This window comes from Nitrospirillum amazonense, assembly GCF_029594735.1.
GTDB classification, from domain to species: Bacteria; Pseudomonadota; Alphaproteobacteria; order Azospirillales; family Azospirillaceae; genus Nitrospirillum; species Nitrospirillum amazonense.
On the sequence record NZ_JARPAF010000002.1, the window covers coordinates 2,277,352 to 2,293,366 of the forward strand.

The 16,015-nt window shown below is 67.7% G+C and carries 12 protein-coding genes; 9 read left to right on the forward strand and 3 right to left on the reverse strand.

Translation table 11 applies throughout. The features are described from left to right. Positions 1-129: 129 nt before the first annotated feature. The 3 genes from P5F91_RS16490 to P5F91_RS16500 all read right to left on the reverse strand — a co-directional run bounded on the left by P5F91_RS16490 (position 130) and on the right by P5F91_RS16500 (position 1,639). Positions 130-285: a hypothetical protein gene (locus tag P5F91_RS16490; protein ID WP_186454805.1), complete on the reverse strand. Its 156-nt coding sequence runs from the start codon at positions 283-285 to the stop codon at positions 130-132. Between the two features lie 36 nt (positions 286-321). Beyond that, the gene (locus P5F91_RS16495) at positions 322-459 is read right to left on the reverse strand and encodes a hypothetical protein (RefSeq protein WP_157999494.1); all 138 of its coding nucleotides are present in this window, start codon (positions 457-459) and stop codon (positions 322-324) included. A 256-nt stretch (positions 460-715) separates the two neighbouring features. Then, on the reverse strand, positions 716-1,639 hold the full coding sequence (locus tag P5F91_RS16500; RefSeq protein ID WP_145611481.1) for a hypothetical protein: 924 nt from the start codon (positions 1,637-1,639) through the stop codon (positions 716-718). Positions 1,640-1,929: 290 nt separating this feature from the next. On the opposite strand from P5F91_RS16500, the gene P5F91_RS16505 reads away from it, so the two are divergent. From P5F91_RS16505 to P5F91_RS16545, 9 genes are all read left to right on the forward strand, one after another. Further along, entirely contained in the window at positions 1,930-2,979 is a 1,050-nt protein-coding gene (locus P5F91_RS16505; RefSeq protein ID WP_422394470.1) for an outer membrane protein assembly factor BamD, read from the forward strand. A gap of 128 nt (positions 2,980-3,107) precedes the next feature. Next, positions 3,108-4,793, forward strand: a complete 1,686-nt coding sequence (gene recN, locus P5F91_RS16510; protein WP_277907626.1) for a DNA repair protein RecN — start codon at positions 3,108-3,110, stop codon at positions 4,791-4,793. Between the two features lie 40 nt (positions 4,794-4,833). After that, entirely contained in the window at positions 4,834-7,107 is a 2,274-nt protein-coding gene (gene ligA / locus P5F91_RS16515) for an NAD-dependent DNA ligase LigA (RefSeq protein WP_277907627.1), read from the forward strand. Between the two features lie 225 nt (positions 7,108-7,332). Next, positions 7,333-8,145 (forward strand): GIN domain-containing protein, encoded by an 813-nt coding sequence (locus tag P5F91_RS16520; protein ID WP_186454804.1) that lies wholly within the window; start codon positions 7,333-7,335, stop codon positions 8,143-8,145. A gap of 144 nt (positions 8,146-8,289) precedes the next feature. Beyond that, positions 8,290-8,697, forward strand: a complete 408-nt coding sequence (locus P5F91_RS16525) for a VOC family protein (RefSeq protein ID WP_277907628.1) — start codon at positions 8,290-8,292, stop codon at positions 8,695-8,697. Between the two features lie 69 nt (positions 8,698-8,766). Continuing rightward, positions 8,767-9,168: a hypothetical protein gene (locus P5F91_RS16530; protein ID WP_145611471.1), complete on the forward strand. Its 402-nt coding sequence runs from the start codon at positions 8,767-8,769 to the stop codon at positions 9,166-9,168. Positions 9,169-9,288: 120 nt separating this feature from the next. Next, positions 9,289-12,282, forward strand: coding sequence for an EAL domain-containing protein (locus P5F91_RS16535; RefSeq protein WP_145611469.1), 2,994 nt, complete (start codon positions 9,289-9,291; stop codon positions 12,280-12,282). 238 nt (positions 12,283-12,520) lie between these two features. Beyond that, positions 12,521-14,770, forward strand: a complete 2,250-nt coding sequence (locus P5F91_RS16540; protein WP_145611467.1) for a DUF1302 domain-containing protein — start codon at positions 12,521-12,523, stop codon at positions 14,768-14,770. A gap of 113 nt (positions 14,771-14,883) precedes the next feature. After that, on the forward strand, positions 14,884-15,954 hold the full coding sequence (locus P5F91_RS16545) for a WD40/YVTN/BNR-like repeat-containing protein (RefSeq protein WP_277907629.1): 1,071 nt from the start codon (positions 14,884-14,886) through the stop codon (positions 15,952-15,954). Positions 15,955-16,015: the final 61 nt, after the last annotated feature.

A 16,015-nucleotide genomic window follows, 5' to 3' on the forward strand; every position in this document is an offset into this window, starting at 1 on the left:
CCCGCGACCCCAAAAGCGAAAGGCCCTCTTCCCCATCCGGGAAGAAGGCCTTTTCGGTTGTGCCGGCGATCCGGCCAGCGCCGCTCCCTTTATGACGCACAGGAGCGGCGCGGATATCCCTGGGGACGTTTACAGCATGGCGTTGATGCACAGCGCGATGACGGCGGCGACGGCCAGCATGCCAGCGGTTTCGACCACGGCGGCAGCGCGCGGCAAGACGGCGCTCAGGCGGTCGGCGAAGCTGGTGACGTTGCTGTTCGGGGCGCTGACGGTCCGGGTGCTCATGATTGCGTATCCCTATCTTCGTTCAATGTGTCTGGATCAAAGCATCGTGTTCACGCTGACGCTGATCACCAGCGCCACGGCCAGCATGGCGACGGTCTCGACCATCTCGGTGCTGGGCAGATACTTGAAGAAACGGAAGGAAGCGGTGCGGGGCGCGGCATTGAAGGACGACATCTTGATCTCCATCGGAGCGTGGTGGGTTAATGCCTGCCTTATCAGCAAGGGGTGTGCCAACCGCCGAAAGCCGCGGGATTCCGTCGTTCTTGGTTAAGGGTTTATGGGTCGTTGACCAGACGGCGCCACTAATTGGCCGCATTCGCCACATTTGGCGAATATGACTACCATTTCAGCGTCCGAAATCGCCCACTGTCCGTTTGCGGACAGATGGAACCGTCCATCGCCGGACAGCGGACCACTATCGACAGCCCCGTCAGCCGCCGAACCACACCTTGGTGTCGAGGTAGCGGGACGCTAGGAAGCGGTAGAGGCGGCCGATCTCAAGCATCGCCTCGTCCTTCGCTGGGTCCAGGGCCTTCCAGCGCTGGGGAAGGTCTTCCCAGGCCAGGGTTTCGAAGTGCAGGTTGTCCCTATGCCGGCGCAGCATGGCGACCGTGCCCTCGAACTGCTTCAGCGCCGCCACGGCCTCGCCCGTGCCGGCCTCCACCTCATCGAACCAGGCGCGATACTTTTCCACCGGCACCTTCAACAACGACTGGATGCGGCGCAGCTGGTGGTCCAGCTCGCGATCGCCGCGCGCCAGCTTCTGCATCTCGCGCAGCTTGCGGCCGATGTCGAACACCGGTTTGAAATACTCCCGCAGCGCCTCCAGGAAGGCCAACTCGTTGGCCAGCACCTCCACCCTGTCCACCACCTCCTGCTTGCGTTCGACGGCCACGCCGACCAGAGCGGCGATCTCGGCCGCCTGCTCGCGCATGCGGCGCTTGGCCTCCTCGCTCTCATCCAGGGCGGCCGTGGCATCGGCGCGGGCGCCGGCGATGGCCTTCAGCAGCGACCCGCCGATCTTGATGAAAGCCAGGTCGCGGTGGCGGGACTCGATGGTCCAGGAGGCCGTTCCGTCCACGATTTCCGATGGGATGCGGTCCCCGTTATGGATGATACGCACGAAACGCAGGCTCTGCGCGACCATGCCTAGGAGCTGGCCGTCGCCGCTTTCCGGAGAGATGGAGAACATCTGCGCCACCTGCCGCAGGGGAATGGCGCCCCGGGCGTCGCCCAGGTCGATCTGCAGCACCGGCTCGCCATGGCTGAGCGTGAAAAAGGAATTGGGCAGGCACAACGCCGGATGCGCGAAGTTGAATTCCGTGATGCTGGGCTTGGCCGTCTTGTCGGGCATGGCGGTGGAAGAGTGTCCTGGAAAGGCGACTTAATAAAGTATCTAGCGGTTGCCCTGCCGTACATCCACCCCCGAACGCGGTCGCGTGTCGATGCAAAAATGCCCTGCCGGCCTCCATCCTATACACCCGCGTAGGATGAGCGCACTGGTGGCCGAGGTTCCCGGCGGGCCCGGTTTTTGAGAAATTTCGCTGTCAGGCCGACAATGTGCCGCTTGGCGACGGGCGGTTGACCCGTGCTATAACACGCCGTCGCGCATCCCGCCGCCTATTCCGCTCCGAGAAGATGCCCTTGTCCTTCCCTCGCATTGCCTTGTCGCCCCGTCGCCTCCGCCGCCTGGTCCCGCTCGCCGCCCCCCTGGCGCTGCTCGCGGTTGCGGCTTGCTCCAGCGATGAGAAGGAGGCCCCCTACATCGAACGCCCGGTGGAGCAGATCTACTCCGAGGCGGGCAACGCCATCGATCGCGGCGAATACCAGAAGGCGGCCCTGCTGTTCGGCGCCGTGGAACAGCAGCACCCCTATTCCACCTGGGCCATGCGCGCCGAGCTGATGGCCGCCTACGCCTATTACCAGGCCAACAAGTATGAAGAGGCCATCGGCTCGCTGGACCGCTTCATCAGCCTGCACCCCGGCAACCCCAACGTCGCCTACGCCTATTACCTGAAGGGCCTCTGCTATTATGAGCAGATCTCCGACGTGCGGCGCGACCAGACGCCGACCGTGCAGTCGCTGAAGGCCCTGGAAGAGGTCATCCGCCGCTTCCCCACCAGCCCCTACGCCCGCGACGCCAAGCTGAAGATTGACCTGACCCGTGACCATCTGGCGGGTAAGGAGATGGACATCGGGCGCTATTACCAGAGCGTGGGCCTGAACCTGGCCGCCATGAAGCGCTTCCGCCAGGTGGTGGATCAGTACCAGAGCACCAGCCACGTGCCGGAGGCCCTGCACCGCCTGGTGGAGGTCTACCTGTCGCTGGGCATGCTGGATGAGGCGCGCAAGGCCGCCGCCGTGCTGGGCTACAACTACCCGGGCAGCGACTGGTACCAGAACACCTACGACCTGGTGAAGGACCTGCCCAAGCCGCGCGTCATCCCGGTCAACCTGACGGCCCAGCCCGCCGACACGCCGGCGGCCACCCCAGCGGCCGGCCCCCGCGCCGGCGCACCGGTCGCGGCCCCCGAGGGCCAGACGGCACCGGCTGTGGACAAGCCGGACGCCAAGCCGGCCGATCTGAAGGCGCCAGACCAGAAGACGACGGACCAGAAGGCCGACGACAAGGGCGAGAAGCCCCGCCAGGAAAGCAAGGACCGTGGCTTCTTGGGTTGGCTTTTCGGCGATTAAGTCCTAGAAAAATCATATCCCGACAGCGGGGCTCCGGATCGGCGACAGACCAGTCCGGGGCCCTTGTCGTCTAAAGAGTGCCGTCTGGAAGTATCGTCCCCAAGGCTCGCAAAACCGGGTGAGTTGCCATGCTGGCGTCCCTCTCGATCCGTGACGTGGTCCTGATCGAACGGCTGAACCTGTCGTTCGGCCAAGGCTTGTGCGTGCTGACCGGTGAGACCGGCGCCGGCAAGTCCATCCTGCTGGATGCGCTGGGCCTGACCCTGGGCGGCCGGGGCGACAGCGGCCTGGTGCGCCACGGTGCCGACCAGGCGACGGTGGTGGCCGAGTTCGATCTGGCCGCGCGTGGAGCCAATGGAGGATCGGACCATCCCGCCCTGGCCCTGCTGCGCGAGCAGGACCTCGATGCCGACACCACCCTGGTCCTCCGCCGCACCGTCACCGCCGATGGCCGCTCCCGCGCCTTCATCAATGACCAGCCTGTGGGCGTGGCCCTGCTGCGCCGCGTGGGTGAGACGCTGGTGGAGGTGCACGGCCAGTTCGACACCCATGGCCTGCTCAACCCCCTGACCCACCGCGACCTGCTGGACGACTACGCCGGTCTGGCGCCCAAGCGCGCGCAGGTGTCCGGCCTTTACCGCGCCTGGCAGGCGGCCGAGGCCGCCCGCGCCGATGCGGACCGCGAGGCCGCCCGCGCGCGCGAGGAAGAGGAATATGTCCGCCACGCGCTGTCCGAACTGGATGCGCTGGATCCCAAGGACAACGAGGAAGAGGCGCTGGCGGAAAGGCGCGCCGTCATGATGCACCGGGAAAAGCTGGTCGAGGCGCTGACCGGTGCGGCCGGCGAAATCTCCGGCGAGCGCGGGGCCGAGCGCGCCATCGCCAACGCCCTGCGCCACCTGACCCGCGTGGCCGACAAGGCTGCCGGCCAGCTGGACCCGCTGATCGCGGTCCTGGACCAGGCCGCCGCCGAGATTGGGGAGGCGGCGCGCACCCTTCAGGTCATGGCCGGCGACATGGACCATGACGGCGCCAGTCTGGAAAAGTTGGAGGAGCGGCTGTTCGCCCTGCGCGCCTGCGCCCGCAAGCACGGCATCGCCGTGAGCGGCCTTGCCACCTTGCGCGCCGACTTCGCCCGCCGCCTGTCGCTGATCGAGGACCAGGGCGACCTGCTGACCCGCCTGGCCAAGGACGCCGCCGAGGCGAAGCAGGCCTACGCCACCGCCGCGTCGTCCCTGACGGGGGAGCGGCGCCGGGTGGCCGGCAAGCTGGACCGGGCCGTGATGGCAGAGCTGTCTCCCCTGAAGTTGGAGAAGGCGCGCTTCGTCACCGCGGTGGAGCCGGTGGGAGAGGCCGAGTGGGGCCCCGGCGGCAGCGACCGCGTGGCCTTCACCGTCGCCACCAATCCCGGCGCCCCCCCGGGCCCGCTGGCCAAGATCGCGTCGGGCGGCGAACTCGCCCGCTTCATGTTGGCGCTGAAGGTGATCCTGGCCCAGGTGGGCACCGTACCCACCCTGGTGTTCGACGAGGTCGACACCGGCATCGGTGGTGCCGTGGCCAATGCCGTGGGTGAACGCCTGGCCCGTTTGGGTGCCGGCCTGCAGGTTCTGGTAGTGACGCACAGCCCGCAGGTGGCGGCGCGCGGCCAGCAGCACCTGAACGTGCGCAAGCGCGTGGCCGCCGGCAAAACCACCACCGACGTGGTCATCCTGTCACCGGAGGAGCGGCGGGAAGAGATCGCCCGCATGCTGTCGGGTGCCGAGATCACCGCCGCCGCCCGCGCCGCCGCGTCCGAGCTGATGGCCGCCGGCTGAGCCGGCGCCGTTCCCTTCCGCCTTCATCCCGAGTACTGCCATGGCCGCCAAGCAAGCCATCGACGCCCTGACCCCAGAGGATGCCCGGGCAGAACACGCCCAGCTGGTGGCGGAGATCGGCCACCACCGCGCCCTCTATTACCAGAAGGACGCGCCGGAAATTTCCGACGCCGACTACGACACCCTGGAACGGCGACTGGCGGCCATCGAGCAGCGCTTCCCCGAACTGGCCGGTGCCCACAGCCCCACGGCCACGGTGGGGGCCGCCCCGGCCGCCGGCTTCGGCAAGGTGAAGCACAAGGTGCCCATGCTATCGCTGGGCAACGCCTTCGAGGATGAGGACGTCGCCGACTTCGTGGCCAGCATCCGCCGCTTTCTGGTGCTGGACGAAGCCGCCTCGCTGGATTTCGTGGCCGAGCCCAAGATCGACGGCCTGTCCCTGTCCATCCGCTATGAGGACGGCCAGCTGGTGCAGGCCGCCACGCGTGGCGACGGGGCGGAGGGCGAGGACGTCACCGCCAACGTCCGCACCATCGACGACATCCCCAACACGCTGACGGGGCCAGTTTCCGGAAAAGGGGTCCCGGCCGTCCTGGAAGTGCGGGGCGAGGTCTATATGCGGCGCGAAGACTTTCTGGCGCTGAACAAGACCCAGGCGGAGAAGGGTGAGAAGGTCTTCGCCAACCCGCGCAACGCCGCCGCCGGCAGCCTTCGCCAGCTGGACGCCAGCATCACGGCGGGCCGGCCCCTGCGCTTCTTCGCCTATACCTGGGGTGAGCTGTCGGAGCCGCTGGGCGCCACCCAGTCGGAAAGCCGCCAGCGCCTGGCTGACCTGGGCTTCACCATCAGCGAGCCGTCGCGCCTGTGCCGCACGGCCGACGAGCTGCTGGACTATTACCGCTGGATCGGCGGCCAGCGCGCCACCCTGCCCTTCGACATCGACGGCGTGGTCTACAAGGTGGACCGGCTGGATCTGCAGGAACGCCTGGGTTTCCGCACCCGCACGCCGCGCTGGGCCACCGCCCACAAATATCCGGCGGAGAAGGCGCAAACCCTGCTGAAGGCCATCAGCATCCAGGTGGGACGCACCGGTGCCCTGACCCCGGTGGCGGAGCTGGAGCCCATCACCGTGGGCGGCGTCGTCGTCTCGCGCGCCACCCTGCATAACGAGGATGAAATCCGCCGCAAGGACGTGCGGGTGGGCGACACCGTCATCGTCCAGCGCGCCGGCGACGTGATCCCCCAAATCGTCGGCGTCGTGCCCAACCTGCGCCCTGCCGACAGCCATCCTTTCGAATTCCCCACCCACTGCCCCGCCTGCGGCAGCCTGGCCGTGCGCTCCGCCGCCGAGAAGGCGGACGCGGCGGCGGAAGTGGTGGCGGTGGAAAGCGGCACCCCGGATGATGGTGCCGCCGTTGAGGGTGCGGAAGCGTCCGCCCCCGAGGAAACGGTGGCCGAGCCGGACGGCGTGGTGCGGCGCTGCACCGGCGGCCTGATCTGCCCCGCCCAGGCGGTGGAGCGCCTGATCCACTTCACCAGCCGCCTGGCCTTCGACATCGAGGGCCTGGGCATCGAGCGCATGCGCCTGTTCCACAGCCAGGAGCGCATCCGCGAGCCGGCCGACATCTTCACCCTGGAAAAGCGCGAAAGCGAACGGCTGGACCGCATCGTCACCATGACCGGCTTCGGCAAGAAGTCGGTGGAGAAGCTGTTCGCCGCCATCGAGGCCCGCCGGACCATCGGCCTGGACCGCCTGATCTACGCCCTGGGCATCCGCCAGGTGGGCGAGGCCACGGCCAAGCTGCTGGCCCGTCACTACCTGACGGTGGATCACTGGCGCGCCGCCATGATCAAGGCGGCGGAGGAGCGGACCGCCCAACCCACCGAGCGCAAGCCTGAGCTGGTGGGTGAGGCCTATGCCGAGCTGTGCGCCATCGAACAGATCGGCGTGGGCGTGGCCGACGACATGATGGCTTTCTTCCGCGAGGAGCATAACCGCGCCCTGCTGGACCGCCTGCTGGCCCAGATCACCGTGGAAACCTACCAGCGGCCCACCACCACCGGGTCGCCGGTCGTGGGCAAGACCGTGGTCTTCACCGGCACGCTGGAGACCATGGGCCGCAGCGAGGCCAAGGCCAAAGCCGAGGGCCTGGGCGCCAAGGTCGCCGGCTCCGTCAGCGCCAAGACCGACTATGTCGTCGTCGGCGCCGACGCCGGCTCCAAGGCCACCAAGGCCCGCGAGCTGGGCCTGACCATCCTGACGGAACAGGAGTGGGTGGACCTGATCAGCGGCAAGACCGGCGCCCCGGAATAGTGGCGGAATCCACCACCCACCTGGCGTGAAGGACGATTAAATCGCCGTTCACGTTGGATGGTCCCGGGGGCGCCTCAGGATTCCTGCGGATTTTGCAATTGGCACATCCCTTGCGATGAAGGCCGTAACCGGCTCGGCACGATGGGCCGGACCGATCCGGAAGCTCCGCCCCTGACACCACCGGGGCTGACGCTTCCCGCCTTATCGTCAGGGAGACCCCGCCTCATGTTCCGCACCCCCCACCGCTTGGCCACCCTGTCCCTTGCGCCGCTGGCTGCCGCCCCCTTGGCCGCGGCACTCATCGCCTTCACCTCGGCCCCGGCCTACGCCGGCACCATCGGCCCGCAGACCCTGCACGGCCGCACGCTGGAGCTGGAAGGCCTGGTGGCCAATGTCGAGATCACGGTGTCGTCCTCCGCGAAGGAGATCACCGTCACCGCCACCGGCGACGACGACCAGGTCAACCGCCTGTCCTTCCACAGCGAGGGCGACAAGGCCAAGGTGGAGCAGGAGCACCGCCACCACGAGCATTACAGCGACCGCGACTTCATGAAGGTCAGCGTCACCATGCCCGCCGGCACCAGCCTGGCGATCGACGATTTCGTCGGTGACCTGACCGCGGGCGACCTGAACGCCGACCTGGCAATCGAAGACCTTCATTCCGGTTCCGTGACGGTCGGGCGGGTGCAGTCCGCCGCCCTGGACGTGACCGGCAGCGGCAACATCACCGTGGGCGACATCGCCAAGGCCGTCTCGGTGGAGATCAAGGGCTCCGGCAAGGTGCGCACCGGCAAGACCAATGGCGAGGTGTCGCTGGAGATCAGCGGCTCCGGCAATGTCGACATGGCCTCGGTCAACGGCGCGGTGTCGGCCGAAATCCACGGCAGCGGCAACGTCACCATCCATGCCGGCAAGGCCGACCCGCTGTCGGTGGATATCGCCGGCTCGGGCGACTTCACCATGGACGGCGTCGCCACCAACCAGTCCATCAGCCAGCACGGCTCCGGCCAGGTGCGCATCCGCAACGCCGGGCACTGAGCCTCGTCCCATCCCCGGGGTTGCGCTGCGCGGGGCAGCCCCCACCCCATCAGGAAGCCCGCCGGGAAACCGGCGGGCTTTCGTCTTTGGCGCCAAGGGCCTAAGGTCGGCTTCCGCATACATGGCCACCCGGGAACCCCGCCGATGAAATACCTGCACACCATGGTCCGCGTCACCGACCTGGACGCCTCGCTGGACTTCTACGTCAACAAGCTGGGGCTGGAACTGGTGCGCCGCCGCGACTACGAGAAGGGCCGCTACCTGGCGGCCCCGGGCTCGCCGGAGTCGGAGGTGGAGCTGACCTGGAACTGGGATCCTGAGGTCTACACCGGCGGCCGCAACTTCGGCCACCTGGCCTTCGCCGTGGACGACATCTATGCCACCTGCCAGCGGCTGATGGACGCGGGCGTCACCATCAACCGCCCACCGCGTGACGGTCACATGGCCTTCGTCCGCTCCCCCGACCAGATCTCCATCGAGCTGCTGCAGGCCGGCGACGCCCTGCCCCCGCAGGAGCCCTGGGTCTCCATGTCCAACACCGGCACCTGGTAAATCACGTCACCGCGGCCCGCCCCGCAGCGCACGGTTGCGGGGCCGGCCCGTTCATTCTATCCCTACCCCATGCTGCTGCTGATCGTCCTGGCTGTGATGGGGGTGGGCCTGGCCCTGGCGCTGGTCGCCTGGCTGGCTACGCGTGGCCCGTCCGAAGCCGAAATCTTCCGCCGCTTCGACGCGCTGGAAGGGTTCACCATCACCGAACGCCACGCCCATGAGGGCACCGGCATCGCCGCCGACGAGGCGCGCGGCCGCGTGGCCGTGATCGGCAAGGGCCTGGACAAGCGCCCGCCCGTGCTGCTGGCCGCCAAGGACCTGACGGCCTGGCGCTACCAGGCCAAGGACCAGCATTTCGAAATGACGCTGAAGACGCGCCGCTTCCCGCAGCCCCTGGTCGTCAGTTTCCGCAAGCGCGCCACCGCCGACGAATGGCTGAAGATTTTCCGCAACATCGTCGAGGAGCGTTGACCTATCCCACAGCGCGGCCCGTACGGAAGTGCGAGACTCTGGGACCCCATACGTCTTAAGGTCATGATGAGGTGGTTGTACCGCCCGCTGTTTTGAACGCCCCGCGACCTAAAGGTTGGCATGACGCCCCCACCGTCCTCCGAGGCATCGTCGTCGTCCCGTACCCTGGCACAGTTCGGGAACGCATCGTCCGTCACCGGCGGAACGCCCCGCGATGGGAACGGCCAAGGAGGCGGCGCCCAGGCGCCGGGCATGGGGCCGGAGGATGGCAAGGCGGCCGCGCGCAAGAAGGTGCGGCTGCCGCTGCGCAAGCGCTTGTCCTACAAGCAGGCGCGCAACACCGCCCTGCTGACCCTGGCGCTGGGCATCATCCTGAACACCGCCCAGATCACCTACGACCTGTTCAACGTCGAGCAGCAGACCGACCAGCTGGTGCAGCAGGTGCTGAGCACGGCGCGCCAGCCGGCGGCGGAGGCGGCCTACGCCTTCGACCAGGCGCTGGCGGAACGGGTGCTGACCGGCCTGTTCGAGTACCGCCCCCTGTACCATGCCGTCATCTATGAGGATTTCGGCAACCAGCTGGCCGCCAAGGACCGGCCGGAAGCAGAGGGGGGCCTGAAGTGGCTGGCGGAAATCCTGCTGCCCCAGGAAAAAACCTTCTCCATCCAGCTGGTCATCGAACGCCACCACCAGAACGTGGGCGTGCTGAAGGTCAGCGTCGACCGCTACCTGATCGCGCTGGATTTCTTCCGCCGGTCGGCCATCGTCCTGGGCGTGGGCTTGGTGTGGACGGTGGCGCTGGCCCTGATCCTGGTCGTGGTCTTCTACATCTCGCTGTCCAAGCCCTTCCTGCGCCTCACGCGCGGCATCGCCGCCGTGGACGCCCGCCGGCCGGCCGACCTGCTGCTGACCGTGCCGCCGCAGCACGCGGATGACGAACTGGGCCTGCTGGCCAGCACCACCAACGAATTGCTGCTGGAATTCGACCGCGCCCTGGTGGAGCGCGAGCGGGTGGAGGCCCGGCTGCGCGAGCGCGAGACCCACCTGTCCGGCATCATGGACAACGTGGCCGATGGCATCATCACCCTGGACGAGGACCTGCGCGTCGCCACCATGAACCGCGCCGCCCACCAGCTGTTCGGGTATGAGCCAGGCCAGGCGGCGGGGCAGCCCTTCGTCAGCTTCATCGCCGACGAGGACTGGCCGCGGGTGTCGATGGAGCTGATGACCAGCCTGCGGCGCCAGGGCGGCAGCCATGGCGGGGAGCAGCGGTCGGAGGTGCAGGGCCGCCGGCGCGACGGCACCGTCTTCGCCATGGCCTTCGGCGTCAGCCAGATGCGCCTGGGCACCCGCCGCACCGCCATCTGCGTCATCCAGGACATCACCCAGCGCAAGCGGTCGGAACGCGCCGTGCGCGAAAGCGAGGAGCGGCTGAAACAGGCCGTCAGCGCCACCCGGTCCGGCGTGTTCGACGCCGACTTCGCCACCGGCCTGACGTGGTGGAGCCCCGAGTTCCTGGAGATGCTGGGCTATCCCGGCGGCGCTAGCCCCTGGCATGACAAGCCGCTGGAGGCCCTGCTGCACCCAGACGATGCGCCCGCCACCATGGGCACCATCGAGCGTTACCTGTCGGGCGAGAGCGGCGACTACCTCAGCGTCTTCCGCCTGCGCAAGAACGACGGCAGCTGGCTGTGGATCGAAGCGCGCGGCTTGGCCATCCGGGATGAACGGGGCCGTCCCCTGCGCTTCACCGGCACCATGACCGACGTGACCGACCGCAAGCGCTTCGAGGAGCAGCTGCTGTACGTCAGCACCCACGATCCGCTGACCGGCCTGGCCAACCGCACCCTGCTGCAGGACCGTCTGCAGCACGCCATCGCCCATGGCGCCCGCAAGGGCACCTCCGTCGCCGTGCTGGTCATGGATCTGGACCGGTTCAAGCTGGTGAACGACAGCCTGGGCAGCCAGGTGGGCGACAAGCTGCTGCGCGCCCTGGGGCAGCGCCTGGTGTCCTGCGTGCGCGCCGCCGACACCGTGGGCCGCATGGGCGCCGACGAGTTCATGGTGATCGCCGAGGATCTGCCGGAGCCGCAGGTGGCCGCCCGCATCGCCGAGGCCATCCTGGTGGGACTGACCCGGCCCTTCGCCATCGACGGCCAGCAGCTGTTCATCACCACCTCCATCGGCATCAGCCTGTTCCCGGGCGACGCGTCGGACACCGACGCCCTGCTGCGCGACGCCGCCACCGCCATGGACAACGCCAAGGCGGCGGGCGGTAACAGCTACCAGTTCTTCACCCCCCGCATGAACGAGGAGGCGGTGGCGCGGCTGTCCATGGAGCACGCGCTGCGCGAGGCCCTGGACCTGAACCAGTTCACGCTGCACTACCAGCCCAAGATCGACCTGGAGACGCTGCAGCCGGTGGGGACCGAGGCGCTGATCCGTTGGCACCATCCGGAGATGGGCTCCGTCTCCCCCGCCCGCTTCATTCCCATGGCGGAAGAGAACGGTCTGATCGTCCCCATCGGCGAATGGGTCATGCGCACCGCCCTGGCCCAGATCCGCGCCTGGCAGGAACAGGGGCTGCAGCCCCTGCCCGTGGCCGTCAACGTCTCCGTCCGCCAGGTCTCCTCCGGCCAGTTCGCGGAGCGGGTGCGCCAGCTGTTGCAGGAATACGACGTGGGGCCCGAATTCCTGGAGCTGGAGATCACCGAGACGGCGATGATGTCCAACCTGGCCTATATCGCCGACACGCTGGCGGAACTGCGCTCCCAGGGCATCTCCATCGCCATCGACGACTTCGGCACGGGCTATTCCTCGCTGTCCTACCTGCGGCGCCTGCCCATCACCACGCTGAAGATCGATCGCTCCTTCGTGTCGGAGGCGACCTCCAACACCGACACGGCCGCCATCGCCGCCACCATCATCGCCATGGGCCGGCAACTGGGCCTGACCGTGGTGGCGGAGGGAATCGAGACCGAAGAGCAGCTGGACTTCCTGCGCCGCCACCAGTGCGATCAGCTTCAAGGCTTCTTCTTCTCAAAACCCCGCCCGGCGGACGACTTCTGCAAAACTTTTTTGAAGCCGACAAAGATGCACGCGGTAGCCTCCTGAACCCGGCTTGACGCCTACTGGCAACCCGGCAAACACCCCCTCGAAACGCCCCCGAATCCGAGTTGAACGGCGTTGCAGATTTGCCCTATTCGGCGCGGAATCCCTTGATCCTGTTCATCAATGCTTGACGGCAACGCCCGGAAAACCGAGGCTTGGCGACAGAGGCTGGACGCGAGTCCCAGGCAAGAATGCCAGGGACGGTCGTGTCTTAAAAAAAACGTACAGGGAGGAAAGACGCATGGTGGCGAACGTCTTTGGGAAGTCGTGCCTGAAATCTCGTATTCTGGCGGGTGTGAGCGTCGCGGCGCTGGGCACATCGCTGTTCACCTCATCGCCGGCGCGCGCCCTGGACTTCAACAGCGGCGATCTTCAAGGCAGCTTCAACACCACCTTGACCTTCGGCGGCCTGATCCGCGTTCAGGAGCGTGACAAGAACCTGGTGGGCAAGGCCAACGGCGGCAACGCCTCCTCCATCAACCAGGACAACGGCGACCTGAACTATGGCACCGGCCTGGTGTCGACGACCGGCCGCATGACCAACGAACTGAAGCTGGACTACGATAACATCGGCTTCTTCGGCCGCGCGACCTTCTTCTACGACCCGATCAACAACGACGCCAACAGCACCTCGGCCGCCCGCACCGGCGCCTTCACGCTGAGTTCCACCGCCCGCGACCAGTCGGCAGCCTACGCCCGGTTGCTGGACGCCTATGCCTACGGCAACTTCGACCTGGGTGGCGGCACGTCACTGAGCATGCGCGTCGGCAACCAGGTGCTGAGCTGGGGCGAAAGCACCTTCATCCCCAACGGCATCAACGCCATCAACCCGGTGGACGTCTCCGCCCTGCACCAGCCGGGCACGGAACTGAAGGAAGTCTTCCTGCCGGTGCCGATGATCAGCGCCAACCTGGGCCTGACCAACAACCTCAGCGTGGAAGCCTTCTACCAGTTCAAGTGGGAGAAGACGCTGCTGGATCCGGCCGGCACCTACTTCAGCAGCGACGACGCGCTGTCGCCGGGCGCCCGCTATCTGTCTCTGCCCTTCGGCAACCCGCTGGCCCACGACATCGCCAGCCAGGGCGCCATCGAGACCAACGGCACGGTCAAGAACCCCATCCTGGGCCAGGTCACGCCCATCGCGCCCTTCGGCACCAACGTGCCGCGCCTGAACGATCACAACGCCCGCGACGACGGCCAGTTCGGCTTCGGCGTCCATTATTCCGTGCCGGAACTGGATGATACCGACTTCGGCATCTTCTTCCTGAAGTACAACAACCGGGTGCCGGACCTGTCGGTCAAGGTGGGCAGCTTCGGCGACTTCGCGTCCAATCCGGAAACGTTCAGCAACCACAGCGGCTACTTCGCCGACTACGTCAACGACATCAAGATGTACGGCGTCAGCTTCAGCACCAGTGTTGAAGGCGTCGCCATCCAGGGTGAGTACTCGTACCGTCAGGGCCAGCCCCTGCAGTATGACGCCGTGGATGTCCTGCAGGCCATGCTGGCCGCCCCCTCGGTCTTCGGCTTCATCCAGACTGGCAGCCAGCAGGGCGCGGCCCTGGGTGCCCAGCAGGGTGCCGCCGCCGGTGCCGCGCAGGGCCTGGCCGCCGCCACCGCCGCCTACCAGACGGCCGTGAACCAGGTGCTGTCGGTCGCCGCCCCGGCGCTGGTCGGCACCAACTTCACAGCACTGCCGGCTCCGGTCCAGGCCACCGTCCAGGCCGCCATCGCCGCCCGCGGCGGCCCGGCCTCGCTGGCCGCGGCCCAGGCCGCGGGCCAGGCCCAGGGTGCCGCCGCCGGCGCCAAGGCCGGTGCCACCGCTGGCGCCACCGCCGGCGCGCAGCAGGCCGCCACGGCGGCCGCCCATATCTTCAACACCAATGCGCTGATCCAGCGCCTGGGTGGCATCCAGGGCACCACCACGGCCCAGATCGAGCAGAGCGCGTCGCGCCTGTTCGGCACCACCATCCAGGGCTATGGCCGCTACGACATCAGCCAGGTCCAGATGACCTTCACCAAGGACCTGCCGCCCATGATGGGCGCCAATCAGGTCATCCTGGTGGGCGAGGTGGGTGCCGACATCGTGCACAACATGCCGGATGGCGTGCACTTCAGCGGCACAGGCACCAACGTCGGCGGCAACGCCAACTTCCTGGGCCTGGGCGGCATGGAAAGCGTGGCCACCAACGGCTTCGGCACTGAGTTCTCGTGGGGCTATCGCCTGGTCGCCCGCTTCGACTACCTGAATGCCATCGGTGGCATCAACCTGATGCCCCGCGTCGTCTGGGAACATGACGTGCACGGCACCACGCCGCTGCCGGTGGGTACCTTCATCGACGGCCGCAAGGCCGTGTCGGTGGGCCTGACCGCCACCTTCCTGGACAAATGGTCGGCCGACGTGAACTACACCAACTTCTTCGGCGGTGGTGACTTCAACCTCATCAACGATCGTGACTTCATCAGCTTCAGCCTGAAGTACTCCTTCTAATCCTGCCGCCCCGTCACGGGACCGCTGGATTTCCACCGGCGGCCCGTGACAGGGTCAGCATCCCTTTCCCGGTTTTATGGGCGCCGGCCACCGAGAGGCGGTCCGCGACTTGAATGATGAAATGCCGCCCCCTCGCCGCCCGGCTTGCCGCCGGCGCCCTGTCCCTGGTCCTGGCCTCCAGCCTCGCCCCCGGGGACAACCTAAGAGCGAGGGAGATGGCGGCCGGCGACAGCCCCTCATCATCCGACGTCCCGCCATCATCCGACGTCAAGGTCACAGCACCCATCGCCGGGAAGACCCCGGCCGCCAATGCGCCCATCCCGGCGCTGCTGGCCCCCCTCGCCCCGCGCTCCCTGATCCTGGCCGGCACGCTGGCGGGCACGCGGCTGGTGGCGGTGGGGGAACGCGGGCATATCCTGCTGTCCGACGACAATGGCCACAGCTGGCGCCAAGTGCCCGCCCCGGCCAACGCCACCCTGACCGGCGTGCGCTTCATCGACGCCAAGCAGGGCTGGGCCGTGGGCCATGACGCCACCATCCTGCACACCGCCGATGGCGGTGAAAGCTGGACCCTGCAGAACTTCGCGCCCGAGTGGGAACAGCCCCTGATGGATGTGCTGTTCGACGATGCCGACCACGGTATCGCGGTGGGCGCCTACGGCCTGTTCCTGGAAACCGCCGACGGCGGCAAGACCTGGACCAAGCGCCGCATCACCGATGACGACCTGCACCTGAACGCCATCTTCACCACCGGCGGCGACACCCGCATGGTGGTAGGGGAGGCCGGCGGCGTCTACACCAGCCCGGACAAGGGCCACACCTGGACCAAGCGTCCCCTGCCCTATGAGGGCTCGCTGTTCAGCGGCGTGGCGGTGGACGACAGGACCGTGGTGGTCTTCGGCCTGCAGGGCCACGCCTTCCGCTCCACCGACGGGGGCCAGACCTGGCAGACCATCGACACCGGCACCAAGGCCGGCCTGATGGGCGGCGTCGCCACCCCCGATGGCCATGTCGTCCTGGTGGGCGCGTTGGGCACGGTGCTGAGCAGCAGTGATGGCGGCGCCAGCTTCAAGCTGACCTACCGCCCCGACCGTCTGGCCCTGGCCGATGCGGTCCGCGGCGCCGACGGCACCTTGATCCTGTTGGGCGATGAGGGCCCCAAGCTGATGGGCGCGCTGCCCTGACCGCCAGCGCTGCCCCGAACGGCGCGCCCTAGACCGCCTATTCCCGGTTCCCCCGTTTCCC

Coding starts and splice junctions, on each gene's coding strand:
- P5F91_RS16490 (WP_186454805.1), bottom strand. CDS start 285: ATGAGCACCCGGACCGTCAGCGCCCCGAACAGCAACGTCACCAGCTTC.
- P5F91_RS16495 (WP_157999494.1), bottom strand. CDS start 459: ATGTCGTCCTTCAATGCCGCGCCCCGCACCGCTTCCTTCCGTTTCTTC.
- P5F91_RS16500 (WP_145611481.1), bottom strand. CDS start 1,639: ATGCCCGACAAGACGGCCAAGCCCAGCATCACGGAATTCAACTTCGCG.
- recN (WP_277907626.1), top strand. CDS start 3,108: ATGCTGGCGTCCCTCTCGATCCGTGACGTGGTCCTGATCGAACGGCTG.
- ligA (WP_277907627.1), top strand. CDS start 4,834: ATGGCCGCCAAGCAAGCCATCGACGCCCTGACCCCAGAGGATGCCCGG.
- P5F91_RS16520 (WP_186454804.1), top strand. CDS start 7,333: ATGTTCCGCACCCCCCACCGCTTGGCCACCCTGTCCCTTGCGCCGCTG.
- P5F91_RS16525 (WP_277907628.1), top strand. CDS start 8,290: ATGAAATACCTGCACACCATGGTCCGCGTCACCGACCTGGACGCCTCG.
- P5F91_RS16530 (WP_145611471.1), top strand. CDS start 8,767: ATGCTGCTGCTGATCGTCCTGGCTGTGATGGGGGTGGGCCTGGCCCTG.
- P5F91_RS16535 (WP_145611469.1), top strand. CDS start 9,289: ATGACGCCCCCACCGTCCTCCGAGGCATCGTCGTCGTCCCGTACCCTG.
- P5F91_RS16540 (WP_145611467.1), top strand. CDS start 12,521: ATGGTGGCGAACGTCTTTGGGAAGTCGTGCCTGAAATCTCGTATTCTG.
- P5F91_RS16545 (WP_277907629.1), top strand. CDS start 14,884: ATGATGAAATGCCGCCCCCTCGCCGCCCGGCTTGCCGCCGGCGCCCTG.